General features: G+C 63.0%; 16 protein-coding genes. 6 read left to right on the top strand and 10 right to left on the bottom strand.

What is annotated here, in order from left to right; all coding sequences use genetic code 11:
* Positions 1–50: 50 nt before the first annotated feature.
* Positions 51–983, bottom strand: a complete 933-nt coding sequence (locus B0G71_RS20435; protein WP_116143797.1) for a DMT family transporter — start codon at positions 981–983, stop codon at positions 51–53.
* 371 nt (positions 984–1354) lie between these two features.
* Here B0G71_RS20435 and B0G71_RS20440 point away from each other — a divergent pair, with 371 nt between their 5' ends.
* Entirely contained in the window at positions 1355–1564 is a 210-nt protein-coding gene (locus B0G71_RS20440) for a hypothetical protein (protein WP_116143799.1), read from the top strand.
* A gap of 153 nt (positions 1565–1717) precedes the next feature.
* Here B0G71_RS20440 and B0G71_RS20445 read toward each other — a convergent pair whose 3' ends face one another.
* On the bottom strand, positions 1718–1996 hold the full coding sequence (locus B0G71_RS20445) for a hypothetical protein (RefSeq protein WP_012434605.1): 279 nt from the start codon (positions 1994–1996) through the stop codon (positions 1718–1720).
* A 135-nt stretch (positions 1997–2131) separates the two neighbouring features.
* Positions 2132–2887, bottom strand: coding sequence for a Mut7-C RNAse domain-containing protein (locus B0G71_RS20450; protein WP_116143801.1), 756 nt, complete (start codon positions 2885–2887; stop codon positions 2132–2134).
* Between the two features lie 94 nt (positions 2888–2981).
* On the opposite strand from B0G71_RS20450, the gene B0G71_RS20455 reads away from it, so the two are divergent.
* Entirely contained in the window at positions 2982–3851 is an 870-nt protein-coding gene (locus tag B0G71_RS20455) for an NAD(P)-dependent oxidoreductase (protein WP_106286056.1), read from the top strand.
* A gap of 82 nt (positions 3852–3933) precedes the next feature.
* Positions 3934–4569, top strand: a complete 636-nt coding sequence (locus B0G71_RS20460; protein WP_116143803.1) for a LysE family translocator — start codon at positions 3934–3936, stop codon at positions 4567–4569.
* A gap of 270 nt (positions 4570–4839) precedes the next feature.
* On the opposite strand, the gene B0G71_RS20465 is transcribed toward B0G71_RS20460, so the two are convergent.
* The 6 genes from B0G71_RS20465 to B0G71_RS20490 all read right to left on the bottom strand — a co-directional run bounded on the left by B0G71_RS20465 (position 4840) and on the right by B0G71_RS20490 (position 11640).
* A complete protein-coding gene (locus B0G71_RS20465; RefSeq protein ID WP_116119658.1) occupies positions 4840–5664 on the bottom strand; it encodes an OmpW family protein in 825 nt (274 codons plus the stop codon).
* 172 nt (positions 5665–5836) lie between these two features.
* On the bottom strand, positions 5837–7081 hold the full coding sequence (locus B0G71_RS20470; protein WP_116143805.1) for a DUF2957 domain-containing protein: 1245 nt from the start codon (positions 7079–7081) through the stop codon (positions 5837–5839).
* 125 nt (positions 7082–7206) lie between these two features.
* Positions 7207–8637 carry a DUF2957 domain-containing protein gene (locus B0G71_RS20475; RefSeq protein WP_116143807.1) on the bottom strand — a complete coding sequence of 477 codons (1431 nt, stop codon included), beginning with the start codon at positions 8635–8637 and terminating at the stop codon, positions 7207–7209.
* A gap of 492 nt (positions 8638–9129) precedes the next feature.
* On the bottom strand, positions 9130–10077 hold the full coding sequence (argC, locus tag B0G71_RS20480; RefSeq protein ID WP_116148744.1) for an N-acetyl-gamma-glutamyl-phosphate reductase: 948 nt from the start codon (positions 10075–10077) through the stop codon (positions 9130–9132).
* A 184-nt stretch (positions 10078–10261) separates the two neighbouring features.
* The gene (locus B0G71_RS20485; protein WP_116143809.1) at positions 10262–10834 is read right to left on the bottom strand and encodes a flavodoxin family protein; all 573 of its coding nucleotides are present in this window, start codon (positions 10832–10834) and stop codon (positions 10262–10264) included.
* A 203-nt stretch (positions 10835–11037) separates the two neighbouring features.
* Positions 11038–11640 (bottom strand): YbhB/YbcL family Raf kinase inhibitor-like protein, encoded by a 603-nt coding sequence (locus B0G71_RS20490; protein WP_116143811.1) that lies wholly within the window; start codon positions 11638–11640, stop codon positions 11038–11040.
* Between the two features lie 265 nt (positions 11641–11905).
* On the opposite strand from B0G71_RS20490, the gene B0G71_RS20495 reads away from it, so the two are divergent.
* Positions 11906–12595 (top strand): response regulator, encoded by a 690-nt coding sequence (locus tag B0G71_RS20495; protein ID WP_106286050.1) that lies wholly within the window; start codon positions 11906–11908, stop codon positions 12593–12595.
* 92 nt (positions 12596–12687) lie between these two features.
* Here the strand turns inward: B0G71_RS20495 and B0G71_RS20500 are convergent, their stop codons facing one another.
* Complete coding sequence (locus B0G71_RS20500; protein WP_007179868.1) at positions 12688–13374, bottom strand: orotate phosphoribosyltransferase; 687 nt, start codon at positions 13372–13374, stop codon at positions 12688–12690.
* 375 nt (positions 13375–13749) lie between these two features.
* On the opposite strand from B0G71_RS20500, the gene B0G71_RS20505 reads away from it, so the two are divergent.
* Together B0G71_RS20505 and B0G71_RS20510 are read left to right on the top strand one after the other, a co-directional pair.
* Positions 13750–14982 (top strand): MFS transporter, encoded by a 1233-nt coding sequence (locus tag B0G71_RS20505; protein WP_116143813.1) that lies wholly within the window; start codon positions 13750–13752, stop codon positions 14980–14982.
* A gap of 313 nt (positions 14983–15295) precedes the next feature.
* Positions 15296–17578 (top strand): NADP-dependent malic enzyme, encoded by a 2283-nt coding sequence (locus B0G71_RS20510; RefSeq protein ID WP_106286048.1) that lies wholly within the window; start codon positions 15296–15298, stop codon positions 17576–17578.
* Positions 17579–17727 lie beyond the last annotated feature (149 nt).

The following is a 17727-nucleotide window of genomic DNA, read 5'->3' on the forward strand; positions in this document are numbered from 1 at the left end:
CGCAAATACTTTGTGCGCGTCGCTTTCCAATGCGGCGACTGCCGCCATCCTCAAGACGACGCTCCAGGCACACGGTCACGCCCGCGTTGCCACGCCGGCATCACCTGACACACGATCAAACCCGCGAGCATCAGCGCGCATCCGAACAGTGCGCGGGCCGACAGCGTTTCGCCGAGCACGACCCACGCCGCAAGCGCGGCGAATACGCCCTCCATGCTGAAGATCACCGCCGCGTGCGCCGGCGCAGCATGCTTTTGCGCGACGACCTGAATCGTATAGGCGACGCCGACCGACAGCGCCCCGCCGTATAGGATGGTCGGCGCGGCGCGCACGATCACCGCGAGGCTGATGGGTTCAATGGCGAGACCGACTATGAGGCACGCGAGCCCGCACGTCACGAACTGAACGAGCGCGAGCATCAGCGTGTCGTGGCGCAGCGCGAAACGTCCGACCAGCATCATCTGAATGGAGATCACGAGCGCGCCGGCGAGCTGATACCAGTCGCCGTACAGCATCGAGAAATGTTCGTTGACGCTCAGAAAATACATGCCCGCGGCCGCGAGCGCCGCACCGAGCCACGTGCCGATTCCCGTGCGATGCCTGAACAGCACACCGAGAAGCGGCACGATCACTACGTACAGCGAACTGATGAAACCCGCGTTGGCGACCTTCGTGTATTGCAGGCCGATCTGCTGCAATGAAATCGAGGCGGCCAGCACTGCGCCGAGCAGCACGCCCGCGCCGAGTAGCTCACGTGCGCCGCCCGGTTCGCGCTTCCACAGTTCGGCGAGTGCCGGGCGCCGCACGCAAACGATCAGCGTGAGCACGACGAGCGCGCCGAGCAGGAAGCGCAGGCCGGTGAAGAGAAACGGGCCGATCGCATCGAGACTCAGGCGTTGCGCGACGAACGCGGAACCCCAGATTATCGCGGCGATCAGCATCAGGACATTGGCACGCAGGTGTTGGCGGGTTTCGGCTTTCAACGGTGGTCTTTGTAATTCGGTTGTCGTGACGGGCAGGCGTCGATTTTATCCACGTGCGCGGAAAAGCCCGATATGGGCGCGCACCGCTAAATCACGTGTCTGCCGACCCTTTTGGAGAACGCTAGCTTGCCGCGTAACCTCGTTCCAGGCGGTCTAGGTGAATCCCCTGGTACGAGCCGCTTAATGAGTGAAAGCCGGTCGAAAGCAAGCTGTCTCCCGGAAAATACATATCGAGTTTTGGGCATGACAAACCGCCTACACTGGGTAATACTCTCCCGCGGGGAGCGGGAAGGCGCCTCAAGCCCTGTCTGCTTCACCGTGCAGCTTATTCATTCACATTGACTCAGTCGTCCAGGTTTGGGGAACAACACATGAAAAAAGTTATCGTCTCGCTCGCAGCCGCTTCGATCGCGCTGGTTTCTGTTCAAGCTTTCGCACAAGCGTCGGACGCAGCACCGGCTGCTGCAGCAAGCGCGCCGAAGAAGCATCACGTCAAGAAGCTGAACACGCACGGCAAGCGCGCTCCGGTTTCGGCAGCCGCTTCGGCAGCTGGCACGAACGACAAGGGCGCGCAAAACTAAGCTGCTGCCCGATCTTCGGGCCAGCTTTGCCGGTCGATCGCACGGCGCCGCATGCTGGCGAGTGCAGCACGACCGGATGCAGGTGTCGCAAGCAAAAAGGCCAGAGCACGAGCTCTGGCCTTTTTGCATTTGGGGCAGCTTTTGTTGCGGCGATTATCCGGCAAGGCCGCGTTTGATGACTTCGTTCAGCAAACCGGTCATGCCTTCGGGGTGGGTCGCGGCGCGCTCTTTCAGTTCGGTCACCAGATCGCCGTTCAGCTTGCACGCAAACGCCACGAGGCCCTGCGCCTGATCGAGCTTGCGCTGTTCGCGGCGATCGAGCTTCGGTTCGGCCGCGGCGGCCTTGCCGAAACGGTCGGCGGTCGACAGCTTCATTGCGTTGTTCAGCTTGAGTGCCTTGTTCTTTTCAAGGTCGGTTTTTTTCATCGCCATTCGGAAGGCCTCTGCCAGATAAGTAATCCCGCATTGTACGCACCGCGCCGGACCTCGGGCGAGCGCGCGGCGTTCGGGATCCGCGCGCACGGCTTGGCACGCCTGTTCAGAACCGGCATGAACCTCGTTGCAGGTTCAAACGGACTGGCCCGGCGCGGCAGCCACGCTGTCCATCAGCGCGCGCATTCTTTGCCAATGCGTGCCTTCCCAGAACACTCGACGGCACACGTCGCAGGTAACGAATTGCGCGTGCCGTTCCAGCACGCCGTCGGGCGCACGCGCGCCGACTTCTTCCTTGGGGATGCGCCGCAGTGGCACATTGCACATCAGGCATAGGCGGAACGGCCGCGCGCTGCCGGCCAGATCGAGCCGTTCAAACACTTCGCGCAGTTGTTCGCGCGGCCTGAGCGTGCGGACGTAGCAGCCATGCGTGATGCTGCGGCGTTTCAATAACTCGCGGTCGCGTGTCAGGACGATGCGCTGCTGCGCGGCGGCGAGCGCCTCGATGTCGGCGTCGGGATAGTGGTTGTCGTACAGCGTGTCGAAGCCGGCGAGCCGCAGAAGCGGCGCGAGGCCGCCCAGATGCGCGTCGGCGATGAAACGCACCACGCGCAGCGGACGTTCGCGCACGCGCAGGAGCGGCTGGATATCGAGCGCTTCAAACTTCGGATAAACGGCTATGCGATCGCCGTCCGCGAGAGGATGATTGAAACCGACCGACTCGCCGTTGACCAGAATCAGTTCGACCTCCGTGTGCGGCACGCCGAGCGCTTCGATCATGTGCTTCGCGGTGGCGCCCGGCGCGCAGGCGTAGCTAAACGCGCGCCGGCGTAACGGCCGGGCGAGAAAATCGTTCAGCTCCTCGTAGAAGCGGAATGTCGCGGTCACCATCACCGCAGTATCGCACCGCGTTTCTTTGCGCGCTGTCCTGCACGTGTCGCATGGGTGTGTTTTACTTCCAGTTCTTTAGAAGACGGAGCGACAGATGGACATCGGTTTTATCGGTCTCGGCGAGATGGGCGCCGCGATGGTTGCAAACATGTTGAAAGCCGGGCATCAGGTGCGCGTGTGGAACCGCTCACCGGAGCGCGCGCAGCCGCTCGCCGACGCAGGCGCGCGCGTCGTTGCGACGCCGGCCGAAGCGTTTGCGGGCGACGCCGTGTTCTCCATGCTCGCCGACGATAGCGCCTTGCGCGAGGTCATCACCGCTTCGTTGCTGGAACACGCTCCGCGCGGGCTGATCCACGTGAACATGGCGACGATCTCGGTGGCGCTGGCCGAGGAACTGGCGACGGCGCACGCGTCGCGCGGCGTCAACTACGTCGCCGCGCCGGTGTTGGGCCGGCCCGATGTCGCGGCGGCGGGCAAGCTGACCATCGTGGCCGGCGGACCGGCCGAATCGATCGATCGTGTTCAGCCGATTTTCGACGTGATCGGCCAGAAGACCTGGCGGATCGGTTCGCTGCCGCAGCAGGCGAACGTCATGAAGCTCGCCGCCAACTTCATGCTCGGCGCGGCGGTCGAAACGCTTGGCGAAGCGGCTACGCTGGTGACTGGGCACGGCGTCGCCATGCAGGATTTCCTCGACGTCATCACAGGCGGCCTGTTTCCGGGACCGGTCTATTCCGGCTACGGCAAACTGATCGCGGAGCAGCGCTACGAGCCGGCGCTGTTCAAGGCGCGTCTCGGCCTGAAGGACATTCGTCTCGCGCTGGCCGCTGCCGACGCCGTGACGACGCCGCTGCCGATCGCCAGCGTGGTGCGCGATAGCTTGATCGAAGCCGTGGCTCACGGCGACGGCGAGAAGGATTTCGCGGTGCTGGGCCAGGTCGCCGCGCGGCGAGCCGGGCGGTAAAAGCTAAAAGCAACTGACAGGCGGCAGTGAAGGACGCGGGCGGGCATAATAGCCGCCCGTTCCCTTATCCGCCGTGCTTCCCATGAGTCTCCATACCTGGTGGCTATTCATCGCCACTGTCTTCGTCGTTTCAGCGATTCCCGGTCCGAACATGTTGCTCGTGATGACGCACGGCGCCCAGCATGGCTTGCGCCGTTCCAGCGCGACCATGGCCGGTTGCCTGTCGGCGCTTGTGCTGATGCTGGCGGTGTCGGCGGCGGGTCTTGGTGTTTTCCTCGCAGCGTGGCCAGCCATGTTCAACGCGCTGCGGATGCTGGGCGCCGCTTACCTCGTGTATCTCGGCATCAAGGCGTGGCGCGCGCCGGCTGACGAAGCCGCCGCCGACAATGCCGACGAACTCGCCGCGAAGCCCGCGCGCTCGCGCTTCGCGCTGTTTCGCAACGGCTTTCTGGTCGCAGGCAGCAATCCCAAGGCGATTTTGTTCGCTGCGGCGCTGCTGCCGCAATTCATCGACGCCGCGCAGCCCAAACTGCCGCAGTTTGGCGTACTCGTCGCCACGTTCGCTGTGATCGAGGTGAGCTGGTATCTGGTGTACGCGGGATTCGGCACTCGCATCGGCGCGAAATTGAAGAGCCGCAGCGTCGCCCGCATGTTCAACCGGCTGACGGGCGGCGTGTTCGTCGGCTTCGGCGCGATGATGGCGCTGGTGCGCCACTGAGCGCGAGGCGCAGCGCCGCGGAGACGACAGGACAGGACATTTGGCGAGGTGTTGTGTATTTGCAACGTCGAGGGTCTACCCTAATTAGCATGTTGCGCCGCACCACGCCGTTTGCTATAGTTTGTCTTGTCTCCTCCATGTCTCCTCTGATATGGATTCAGCCCGCCAACTTAGGCGGGCTTTTTTTTGCCTCGAATTTCCCGTTCCCAGAAGGACAAAGCCGGCCGACCCTTGCGCAGGGCCGCCGGCTTTCTTGCGTCAGGACCGAACTTAGAACTTGTACGAGACGGCGAGGAAAGAAATGATCGGGTCGGCCTTCAGTTCCGCTTTCGACACGCCCAGTTCCGTGCCGTCCGCCGCCTTGATGATGACCGACGAGGTCGTCTTCAGCGGAATATAGGTGACCGATGCCACGAGACCCCAGTGGTCGGTGATGTTGTACGCGAGGCCCGCGTTGAACACCGGCGCCCATGACGACGACGCTTTCGCCGACACCTGCGTCTGCCCCGGCTTGCCCGCGCCGGCAGCCAGCACCGCGCCGAGGTTGTTCTGCGTCGACTGGATGAAGTTCTGACTCAGTTGAACGTCGGAGAACCAGTTATAGGACACGCCGATGCCGACAAATGGCCGAAAATGCGCCGTCGGGGCATTGAAGTAGTACTGGAACAGCAGCGCGGGACTCCACTGGCGCACGCTCTTGACGATCGGGTTGGCCTGCGGATCGCCCAGATCCTGCTGGCCGAGCGCGCCGGCCGGTCCCGGCGGTTTGATGGTGCCGTGCCCGTAGATCTTGAAGACCGGCGGCACGCCCGCCACCGTCGTCACGGCGATGTGATCGGTAAGGTAGTGGCTGAACACCAGGCCGACGGTGTCGGCGCTGTTGGTCGACAAACTCGTGCCGGGCGACGTGAAAGAACTCGGCAGACGCAGCGGCGTGTTGATCGGCGTCGGCGCGACGGTGGTGGTGAGCGGCGAGCTCGAATCCTGTGGCATCACGTGAAACCAGCCGAGCACGGCGACGTTGTCGCCCGCATGCTGGGCGTGCGCGCTGGCGGACAGGCAAGCGGCCAGTAACGCGAAATAGATTTTTTTCATCTTGTTCCTCCTGAGGCGCGGCTCAAGCCGATCGCGCGCAGCAAGCGGCGACGGGTTCCCGGCCACGCCGGCGCGCTGCATATTCGTTTGGCACCAGCTGCCGCGCGGTCACACTGCGCGGCAGCCGGGACGCGAACGCCACGTTGCGGATTGGCGGCGCGTGCTGCGTCCGTTACTGGACGAAGGCGCCGATCGTGAAGTACGGCGAGGCCGCGTTGGTCAGATCCAGGTAGCCGAACACACCACCTGTGAAGATCATCTTTCCGGTCGGCGTGGTACCGGTGGAAGCGCCCACTCGCGTCGTCGTCACCACGCCCGGAACCGCTTGCGTGAAGTCCAGATTCAGCGCCGTCGCGAGCGATGCCTGCGAGGCGTTGAATGGATCGAGCAGCGTGGCCTCGGTGCCTTCGAGCGCGGTGGTGCGGTAGTCGAACTGGCTGTCCACGCCGATGTACTCCCCGTTCTGCGAGTTCACCGTGATCGCGCTTTGCGGCGACAGAATCGAGATGCCTGATTCGTCGTCGGCGTACGGGCCGAGCGCGCCGTTTTGCGGCACCGTCACCGATGAGTTCGCCGCGCCCGCTCGCACCAGGATCGGCACAAGCTGGTTGCGCAGCTTGCCGACGATCATGTAGCCGCGTGCTTCCGGGGTCGCCGCGAGGGTCGGTTTAGCCTGGCCGAGCAAGTTGTTGGTCTGGAACGCGCCGCTGCCGTCCGCCGCCGGCGCGAAGTTGCTGCCCGGCTGCTGACACTTGCCCGCGTTGACGCCGGAGTTGTCGCACTCGGTCCACGTGCCGTCCGCGTTGATCGTGATCTTCGAATCGACCGCGACCGGCGCGAAATTTTGCGACGGCACCTGGTGATAGCCGAGCTGGTTGTACGTGCCGGCCACATTCGCAAGATTCGTTTCAATCGACGAGAAGCCGATGAACGGGTAGTACGGGAACTTGGTATCGGGCACGGCGCCCACGCCAAGAATCCCGCCGAACGAAATCTCCGCGCCCGGGATCGTGCCGCCCGCCACGCCTTCGCCGACGAAAATCCGCGCCGGACGATTCGGATCGAGACTCGCGCCGTTCAGGCGGAACGCGCACTGGTTGAGCTTGTTGGTCGGCAGCAGGGTTTCCTGAGTCAGTGTGCCGCTGGCGGTCTGGCCCGCGCGCGTCGGGACGACCGTACCGGTGGTCGCCGGGATCGGCGACTCGATGTAGCTGACCTGCCAGGTCATCTTGGTCGTATCGAGTTGCAGCTTGACCAGTTCGCCGTCACCGCCGCCGCCCGTGAACACCGTGCTGTAGTCCAGCGACGCCGGACACAGACGGACTTCCGTCACCGGGCCGTCGCCGCCGCCGCCGCCGCCGCACGCCCCCAACAACGGTGCTGCAAGAGCGAGCACCGAAAGGATTCTCCAATTCATACCGCCTCCAGAATTTTTTCGTTGTGTGTGGCCGGCTCCCAGTCCCGCCACCTTTTTGCTATTTGTCTCTCATGCCGCCCACTGCCGGTCCGCTGTGGCTTACCTGCGCGGCTCACTCGCGTGATTTACTTGCTGATTTGCGCTCCGATGCCGAAGTAAGGCGCGCTCGAAGCCGTGCTGCTGAGTTGCGACGTCGGCGCTACGCCGCCATTGACGGTTCCCTGGATCTCGATCGCATACAGGCCGCCGGACGAGATCGCGAGGCCCTTTTGACCGTTGGCCTGCTGGACACCGACCAGTCCCGGACTCGGCAAACCGTAGCCGAGGCCGAAGCCGTCTTCACCAGCGGAAGTCGACGGATTGATGAAGGTGCCGACGCCGCCCTGGATCAACGCCGCGGTATATTTGAAGTTGGAGTCCGCACCGACGTAGCCGCCGTCGAAGCCGCCGGAGGCAAGCGGTGTGGCGGCGGCGAGCATCGCGATACCGGATTCGTCGTCGACCTTGGCGTCAAGGTGCAGCGGGGCGGTGCCGAGATTCACGGAGCCCGTGCGGATCACGAGCGGCACCGTGGCGCCGTTCACCTGGCCGAGAATCATGTGCGCCGACGCGGACACGCCGCTCGGCTGATTCAGCGGCGGCAGCTTGAGCTGCGTGCCGATCTGCGGTGCATTCTGGCTGTCGAAGTAACCGCTGCTATTAGCGGTCCACGCCGTGCCGGTCGTCAGGCAGCCGCTCGAACTCGGCGTAAAGGCTGCGTTCGCCGGATTCGATCCCGTGCAGTTGCCGGCCGCGTCGAAGGTCTCGACCGTGTTGGTGGCCGTCGCCGCGTACGAGCCCGACGGCACCAGGTGATACAGCAGACCGTTGTAAGTGCCGGCCAGCTTGGTGACGTCGTTCGTCGTGCTGGCGAAGCCGAGGAACGGATAGAAATCGAAGTGCCGGTTCGGGACTGCGCCGACGTGATCGATGATGCCAGGAATGATGGTCAGTCCGTCGTACTCGACGGTCGCGCCCGGAATGCCGCCGCCGGCCACGCCCTGGCCCACCAGGATCATCGGCGGATTCGGGTTATTGACGAAGTCGGGCGTGGTGTAGGTCGTGCCGTTGGCAGGCGCGGTGCCGGTGCCTTTGCCGAGAATGAATGCGCAACGCGTTTGCTCCGCGGTCGGCAGCATGCCCGTTGGCGGATGAATTACCGCGCCGGTAATCTGAGTGCCTTCGCGCGTGATCGTGACATCGGCGCTGGTTAGCGGGATCGGCGACTTGAGCCACTTCAGCGTGTACGTCATCGCCGTCGCGTCAATGTTCAGCTGCACCACTTCGCCGCTGCCCGCGCCACCCAGGAAGGTGCTCTTGACGATGTCGGCCGTCGCCGGGCACAACGCTGCCGCGCCGGCGCCCGAGGCGGGCGGACCTTGCACGCCGCAACTCGCGCCCGAACATTGCGGTGCGTTGATCGGACCTGGATTGTCGGCCTTGCCGCCGCCGCAAGCGATCAGGAATGGGGCCGTGGCAATGGCCAGCGCGAGGCCTCGAGTAATGGCATGCGACATGCAGCTGTCTCCCTTCATGTAATTGTGCGAACTAATTTCGCTGCGCGGATAATGGCTGTCAATTGAATGAGCCGTCTAAAAAGACCGATTCAAACAGCGCAATTTTTGGGGCACGCGCACCGCGTGGACGTCTGCGGGTCTTTTAAACGGAAAAGGATTTTTGGCCTGAATGGCGGCAACGTTGTTTCCTCGCACTCCCTTTCCAGGTAAGGCTTCGGGCAAAATGGCTCTATCATCTGCGAACGACCGTTCGCGAAAAAATCCGGAGTTTCCCTAGGCGGAAAACTATGCGCCCTGCGTCGATATTCGGAATGAATTACCGGCGAATTGTTGGATAGTCCGATTTTTATTTTTTAAGAAATACGGGCTAGTACTGATTAATCGCGGAAAGGGGATTTTGAATGGTGCGTATTTAAAACAAAAAGGCCGGTCTGCTGCAGACCGGCCTTTCAATTGATTGACGGCGAATTACCGTCCGCAATTGCAACCTGATTAGCGTTTCAAGCCGCTTTCCTCAGCGGCGCCGATCGCGAGGTTCATGCACTGGATCGCCGCGCCCGACGCGCCCTTGCCCAGATTGTCCAGACGCGCGACGGTCACGAAGCGTTCTTCATTGCCGAATACGAACAGGTCGACCCGGTTCGTATCGTTGTTCGCCTGCACGTCGAAGAAGCCGCTGTCGAGGTTCGCTTCCGCGTCGAACAGTGCGACGTTCACGAACGCCTCGCCCGCGTAGTACTCGGCGAACAGCGCCTGCACGTCCTGCGGCGTGGCTTTCTTCGCCAACTGGTTTGGCGAGAAGAAGGTGGTGACAGCGAGACCCTTATAGAAATCGCCGACGATCGGCGTAAAGATCGGCGCCGACTTCAGGCCGGTATGCGCGGCCATTTCCGGCAGATGCTTGTGCGTGAGACCGAGCGCGTACGGACGCGGGCTCTTGAGCTTGTCGTTGCCGCCGGCTTCGTAGTCGGCAATCATTTTCTTGCCGCCGCCGCTGTAGCCGGTGATCGAGTAAGCGTGTGCAGCGAACTCGGGCGCCACCACGCCGGCCTCGACCAGCGGGCGCATGGCGAGCACGAAGGCCGAAGCATGGCAGCCCGGCACGGCAATGCGTTTCGCCGTGCGCAGACGCTCGCGTTGCGAGCGGGCCAGTTCGGGCAGGCCGTAAGCCCAGTCGGCGGACGTGCGGAACGCGGTGCTGGCATCGATCAGCACGGTGCGGTCGTTCTGGACCAGCGAAGCGGATTCGCGCGAGGCGACATCCGGCAGGCACAGGAACGTGACGTCCGACGCGTTGATGAGACGACGGCGCTCTTCGAGGTCCTTGCGCTTCGCTTCTTCGATACGCAGGATCTTTACGTCGGCGCGTTGCGACAGGTATTCAAAAATCTTCAGTCCGGTCGTGCCTTCCTGTCCGTCGACAAAAACTTTCGTGCTCATCTCGCTCTCACTGGCTTGCTGGAAACGGGGCGCGACACCGCGCCGGAACGTCATTTTATGACGTGATGACGCCGGACGCGCAAAAGGGGTGAAAAAACGACGATGCGCGCCGAACATGACATCGGCGTGACCTGTTGTGCGGTAGATGCAAGCCGATGCCGGCCGGATCGCGGCAGTCCGGGCCTCAGTGGGCCGCGGCGATCCAGCGCGCCGTGACCGCGGCCACGCGTGCGCCGAACATCCGCGCTGTTTCGAGATCGCCGGTGGGCGGCGCTTCTTCTGGCGAAGCGTCGGCCGGTGACTGGGTGAGCAGGCCGGTCGAGCCGCCCACATAGTTCAGGTCGTTGCGAGTCGCCGCCTTGGTGTTGGACGGCATCATGCCGGTGCCTGCCCAGATCATGCCGTGCTGCATGGCCAGCGTGACGAAGTACTGGATCGTCGAGAACTTGTCGCCGTTCATGGTCGCGGAGTTGGTGAAGCCGGCCGCGATCTTGTCCTTCCACGCCTGCTCGAGCCACGGCTTCGAACTTGCATCGGCGAATTTCTTGAAGTCGGCGGAAGGGCCGCCCATGTAGGTCGGCGCGCCGAAGATGATGGCGTCGGCCGCGGCCAGTTCGGCCCATGCTGCATCGTCGATCTCGCCGACCGGCAACAGTTTCGCGTCCGCGCCGGCTTCGAGGGCGCCAGCCAGCACGGACTCGGCGGCTTTTTTCGTGTGGCCGTAGCCGCTGTGATAGACGATGACGATCTTCGACATGAGACGCTCCAGCAAAGTGAAAGAGGATGGGTCGAGCACGGCAGTGGTGCGCACCCGCGGCGGTGAGCACGCCGCACCCTGCCAGGCCGCACCTTAGCGTGCGCCGATGACAGAATTCCCGCGCGGGCGGCAATACGACGCAAGCCGTACGCCAGCCGCGGCGGCGCAGTTTGCATGCGACCGGCTGTGCCGCGAGCGCGCAATCAGCGCCCGTAATTGACCACCATCCGCGCAAAGCCGAGCGTGGCGGTGCCGATCTCATGATCGAACATCAGCGCGGGACGGCCTTGGGCAAGGCGCAGGTCGACGGTGCTGAGTGCATAAACGGTGATGATGTAGCGATGCGGCTTGCCCGGCGGCGGACAGGGACCGCCATAGCCGTCGGTATCGAAGTCGTTGCGTGCTTCGACCGCGCCGAGTTTGCTGAGGAAGCCGGAAGAACTGGCGTTTTCCGGCAAGCTGTTGACCGTGGCGGGAATGCCCGCCACCGACCAGTGCCACCAGCCGCGGCCCGGCGCATCCTGATCGAACATGGTGATCGCGAAGCCGCGCGTGCCGGGCGGCGCGTCGTGCCACGAAAGCTGCGGTGAGCGGTTGCCGCCTTTGCAGTCGTCCTGATTGAAAACTTGAGCGTCCGCCACGGTGCCGCCCGCGTGGAAGCTCGCGCTGGTCAGCGCAAACGCGCCTTCGGCAAGAGCATGAGGCCCATGCGCAGCCAAAAGTGCGAGGCCCAGCATGGCGCAGGGGAACGACGGCAGACGGCGGAACGGCGAAGCAATCGAAACAACCAGGCAACGCGAGCGCATGTGCCGGTTCTCCTGTGAGGGCGCGAGGCGGTTATCCTCGCGATGGTTATTGTCCCTATTTTGTGCCTCAAGGTCGATCCAAGTCTAACATTAGCTCTACGACGCATCATTGTTGCCGCCTGGTGGAATTTGCAGACCAGAATCGGCTATAGTCGGAGGAATTTTCCGCGCGGAGGCAGCCCGCGCCCTTACCCGTTTCAGCATCTAGAATACATAAGACATGTCGGAAGTTTTGCAGAGTGGTTCATCTGTCGAGGGGAGGGCAATGCAAGATCCAGTCAGGGTTGTGGTCGCTGACGACCATCCGGTTATTTTGTTCGGCGCCGAACAGGCTTTGCTCAAGTTTCCCGGTCTACAGGTCGTCGCGCGTGCGCGGCAGTCAACCGAGTTGATCAAGGTGCTGCAGACCATTGCCTGCGACGTGCTCGTCACGGATCTGGCAATGCCCGGCGGTCAATACGGCGACGGTCTGCCGCTGATCGGCTATCTGCGCCGCAATTTTCCCAAGCTTCCCATCGTCGTCCTGACGATGCTCGAGAACGCTGCGTTGCTCAAGCGGCTGAGCGAACTCGGCGTCACATCCGTCGTCAACAAGTCGGACGATCTCAGCCACATCGGGCTCGCGGTGCAGCACGTCAGCCGCAACCTGGAATATATGAGCCCGTCGGTGAAAGCCTCGCTCGATACATTGCGCATGAATGCGGGTGGCAAGAACGACGAAGTGATGTTGTCGAAACGCGAGTTGGAAGTGGTGCGCCTGTTCGTGTCGGGCATGACGATCAAGGAAATCTCGGAGCACCTCAACCGCAGCATCAAGACCATCAGCACGCAGAAGAACACCGCCATGCGCAAGCTCGGTATCGAACGGGATTCCGAACTGTTCCAGTACGCGCAGAGCAATGGCTTGCTGAACCTGTCGTCGCATTCCACCGAAGACAACAGCGGAGCGTCTTAAGGTCGCACGCGAGGCCTAAGGCAAAAATAGAAAAGGGCGCCTGTCGTTAAGACAGGCGCCCTTTTTATTCGATCCGCGCGAGGCGGCGAAGCTTACTGCGGCGTCGAGGTTGCGCCGCCGTGCGCCGCCGACCATTCGGCCGGTGCGTGCAGGAATTTTTCCACTTCGTCGAGCGTCTTGGTGTCGAAGTACTTGTTTTCCTTCGCGACGCGCAACACGTCCCACCACGTGGCAAGCGCGTGCAGATCGACGTCGATGTCTTTCAGCACCGACACGCTTTCCTTGAAGATGTTGTAGTGGAACAGCACGAAGCAGTGGTTCACCGTGGCGCCGGCGGTGCGCAGCGCGTTGATGAAGTTGATCTTGCTGCGGCTGTCCGTGGTCAGGTCTTCGACCAGCAGCACGCGTTGACCTTCGGTCAGCAGGCCTTCGATCTGCGCGTTACGGCCGAAACCCTTCGGCTTCTTGCGCACGTATTGCATGGGCACCATCAGGCGATCGGACAGCCATGCCGCGAACGGGATGCCGGCAGTTTCGCCGCCGGCGACGGCGTCGATCTGCTCATAGCCGACGTCGCGCAGGATCGTGGTCTCGGCCATTTCCATCAGGCCGCGGCGCACGCGCGGATACGAGATCAGCTTGCGGCAATCGATATAAACCGGGCTCGCCCAGCCGGACGTGAAAATGTACGGTTTCTCCGCGTTGAAGTGCACGGCTTGCACTTCGAGCAGCATTTTGGCGGTCGTGTCGGAGATCGTCTGGCGATCGAAGCCTGTCATGGGCGGATCCTTGGGTGTGAGCGAGGAGAAGCGGGCGCGGGGCCCGGTGGCGCAGCAAGCGTGGTATTCCGCGCCATGCTGGGCGGAATACGCGGCCGGTCAGTGGAGTGCAGGCCGGTTTTTGCTGCGCGCGTAGGCCGACATTTTACCCGAAACAGGCCCTTCCGAGGAGCCTCTCGTGCGTGGCGGCGGCGAATGACGGTCATAACGGACGCCTCGCGCGAGCTTGCCGGGGACCGACGGGCCGCGTTGGGCGCTCGCCTCGACGAGTGCTTTTTGGTTCGCTTGTGGGCCGTTGGGGGCGCCTTTACACTCACGCGAATTTCTTGGGCGCTTGCCGCCGTTGCCGCCCATTCGACCTACGGAATGCTTTCAATGAACCTTGCTCCCTCCGCCGCCGAAGCCCGCGCATCCGTGAGAAATGGCTATGCCGGCCGGGCGTTGATCGCCTCGGTGCTCGGCTACGCGATGGACGGCTTCGATCTGCTGATCCTCGGCTTCATGCTGCCAGTGATTGCCGCCGATCTGCATCTGAGTTCGGCGCAGGCCGGCTCGCTCGTCACCTGGACGCTGATCGGCGCGGTGGCGGGCGGGTTGATCTTCGGCGTGCTGAGCGACTATTTTGGCCGCGTGCGCATGCTGACTTGGACGATTCTGATCTTTGCCGTGTTCACCGGCTTGTGCGCGCTGGCGCAAGGCTATGCCGATCTGCTGGCCTACCGGACCATTGCCGGAATCGGGCTCGGCGGCGAGTTCGGCATCGGTATGACGCTGGTGGCCGAAGCGTGGCCGGCGTCGCAGCGGGCGCGCGTGTCGTCGTATGTCGGCTTGGGGTGGCAACTCGGCGTGTTGGCGGCGGCATTGCTGACGCCGATGCTGTTGCCCGTGATCGGCTGGCGCGGCATGTTTGCGCTCGGCCTGTTGCCGGCGGTGGTGTCGTTCTTCGTGCGGCGCCGCGTCGAAGAACCGGCGCTCTTTACCGAGCGCGTGGCGCGCGGCATGCGCAAGCCGCCGTTGAAAATGCTGGTGGCGGACCGTCGCACCACGCGCGCGAGCATTGGCGTGGCGATTCTCTGTTCGGTCCAGAACTTTGGCTATTACGGTCTGATGATCTGGCTGCCGAGCTATCTGTCCAAAACCTTCGGCTATTCGCTGACCAAATCCGGACTGTGGACCGCCGCGACAATTCTCGGCATGGCGTGCGGCATCTGGCTGTTCGGCATCGCCGCCGACCGCTTCGGCCGCAAGCCGACATTCCTGTTCTATCAGGCGGGCGCGATGGTGATGGTGTTCGTCTACGCTCACCTGAGCACGCCGACGGCGCTACTGATAGGCGGGGCGGCGATGGGCGTCTTCGTCAACGGCATGATCGGCGGTTACGGTGCGCTGATCTCCGAGCTTTATCCGACCGATGCGCGCGCCACTGCGCAGAACGTGCTGTTCAATGCGGGCCGCGCGGTGGGCGGTTTCGGACCGGTGGTGGTGGGCGCCTTGGCCGCGCGCTATTCGTTCGGCGCGGCGCTCGCTTTGCTCGCCTCGATTTACCTGCTCGACATCTTCGCGACACTATTCCTGATTCCCGAACGACGCGGCGCCGAGCTCGAGTGAGTGCGAACGGCCGGTCCATGACCTGCGAATGACAAGCCGCAACGAGGCCGTCGAATGCGGCGCCGCAGCAATGCGTACGCGCTGTTTCGCCGATGGTGAGCATGGTTAACCGGTCAGTGCATCGTCTCGTTCGGGGTGTACACTAACCGACCCGCGAAGCACTCCGCATCGTCCTGTCCTCCGGCGAGGTTCGACGCGGCGCCCAACCGGCGCAAGCGAAAACCGCCTCAATCGATTATCCATTCGATAGATGCACGCGACGCTGACGGTGCGGTGTGCCGGGCCCAATTACTTACGTCTCGCAGGCCAAAAAATGGACGAACAACTTAAGCAAAGCGCTCTCGCATACCACCAGAATCCGAAACCCGGCAAGATTTCGGTCACGCCCACCAAGCCGCTATCGAACCAGCTCGATCTGTCGCTGGCTTACTCGCCGGGCGTCGCCGCGGCCTGTATGGCGATCTACGACGAGCCGCTCGACGCGCAGAAGTACACCTCGCGCGGCAACCTGGTCGGCGTGATCACGAATGGCACCGCCGTGCTCGGCCTCGGCAACATCGGTCCGCTCGCCGCGAAGCCGGTGATGGAAGGCAAGGGTTGCCTGTTCAAGAAGTTCGCGGGCATCGACGTGTTCGACATCGAACTCGCCGAGTCCGATCCGGACAAGCTGGTCGAAGCCATCGCGATGCTGGAGCCCACGCTCGGCGGCATCAACCTCGAAGACATCAAGGCGCCCGAGTGCTTCTACATCGAGAAGAAGCTGCGCGAGCGTATGAAGATTCCGGTCTTCCACGACGATCAGCACGGCACCGCGATCATCGCTTCGGCGGCGATCCTGAACGGCCTGAAAGTGGTGGGCAAGAAGCTCGACGAAGTGAAGCTGGTGTGTTCGGGCGCGGGCGCCGCCGCGATTGCGTGTCTGGACCTGCTGGTGAACCTGGGCCTGTCGAAGAAGAACGTTCTCGTCACCGACTCCAAGGGCGTGATCTACGAAGGCCGCGGCAACCTCGATCCCTCGAAGGAACGTTACGCGGCGAACACCGAGGCACGCACGCTGGCTGACGCGATCCGCGGCGCCGATGTGTTCCTCGGCTGCTCGAGCGCCGGCGTGCTCAAGCCGGAGATGGTTGCCGAAATGGGCACGCAACCGCTGATTCTCGCGCTGGCCAATCCGGAACCGGAGATTCGCCCGGAAGACGCCAAGAAGGTTCGCCCGGACTGCATCATCGCGACCGGCCGTTCGGACTATCCGAACCAGGTCAACAACGTGTTGTGCTTCCCGTTCATCTTCCGCGGCGCGCTGGATGTCGGCGCCACCACGATCACGGAAGAAATGAAGCTCGCCTGCGTGCGCGCGATTGCCGAACTGGCCGAAGAAACCGATCAGGGCGATGAAGTCGCGAAGGCATACGAAGGCCACTCGCTGGAATTCGGCCCCGAGTATCTGATTCCGAAGCCGTTCGACCCGCGCCTGATCATCAAGATCGCGCCGGCTGTCGCGCAAGCGGCGATGGATTCGGGCGTCGCGACCCGTCCGATCAAGGACATGGACGCGTATCGCGAAGAACTCGGCACGACGGTGTATCGCACGGGCATGGTGATGCGTCCGGTGTTCGCGGCCGCCAAGTCGGAACCGGCGCGTATCGTGTTCGCCGAAGGTGAAGACGAGCGCGTACTGCGAGCCGCGCAATTCGTGCTGCTGGAAAAGATCGCCAAGCCGATTCTGGTCGGCCGTCCGTCGGTGATCGAGATGCGTCTGAAGAAGATGGGCTCGAAGCTCAAGTGCGGCGACGACTTCGAAATCGTCGACCCGGAAGACGATCCGCGCTATCAGAAATCCTGGCAGGCTTATCACGAACTTGGCGCGCGCGAAGGCGTGACGCCGGACGTGGCGAAGGCCGCAATGCGCAAGTTCAACACGCTGATCGGCGCGATCCTCGTGCGCCTTGGCGAAGCGGACGGCATGATCTGCGGCATGATCGGCCAATACCACGCGCATCTGAAGTTCATCGAGCAGGTTCTGGGCAAGGCGGACAACGTGCAGAACTTCGCCGCGATGAATCTGCTGATGCTGCCGGGCCGCAATCTGTTCATCTGCGATACGTACGTGAACGAAACGCCGACCGCCGAGCAACTCGCCGACATGACGATGCTGGCCGCGGGTGAGATGGAGAAGTTCGGTATCACGCCGAAGGTGGCGCTGCTGTCGAACTCGAACTTCGGCAGCGCACCGTCGTCGTCGTCGCAACGTATGGCGGCGGCTCGCAAGCTGATTACCGAACGTGCGCCCTCGCTCGAGATCGACGGTGAGATGCATGGCGATGCGGCACTGTCGGAAGCGGTGCGCAAGGCTGCGTTCCCGGGCACGACGCTGACCGGCGAAGCCAACCTGCTGATCATGCCGAATGTGGAAGCGGCGAACATCACGTACAACCTGCTGAAGATGATCGGCGGCGAAGGCGTGACGGTCGGCCCGTTCCTGCTGGGCGCGGAAAAGCCGGTGCACATCCTGACGCCGGCAGCGACCGTGCGCCGGATCATCAACATGACGGCAGTGGCTTCGGCCAACGCACGCAAGGCAGTGAACGCGAAGTAATGCGGATGCTTTGAGAATCGGAGCGGCGCCTCTCGTCGAGGCGTCGCGACGAATCTGCGAGAAAGCCACGGATGTCGTTTCCGTGGCTTTTTTATTGGCGCTGTCGTTGCACCAGCTTCGCGCGTCACGTTTCACAGCACAGCACATAA

The organism is Paraburkholderia sp. BL27I4N3, from assembly GCF_003386115.1.
Lineage (GTDB): Bacteria > Pseudomonadota > Gammaproteobacteria > Burkholderiales > Burkholderiaceae > Paraburkholderia.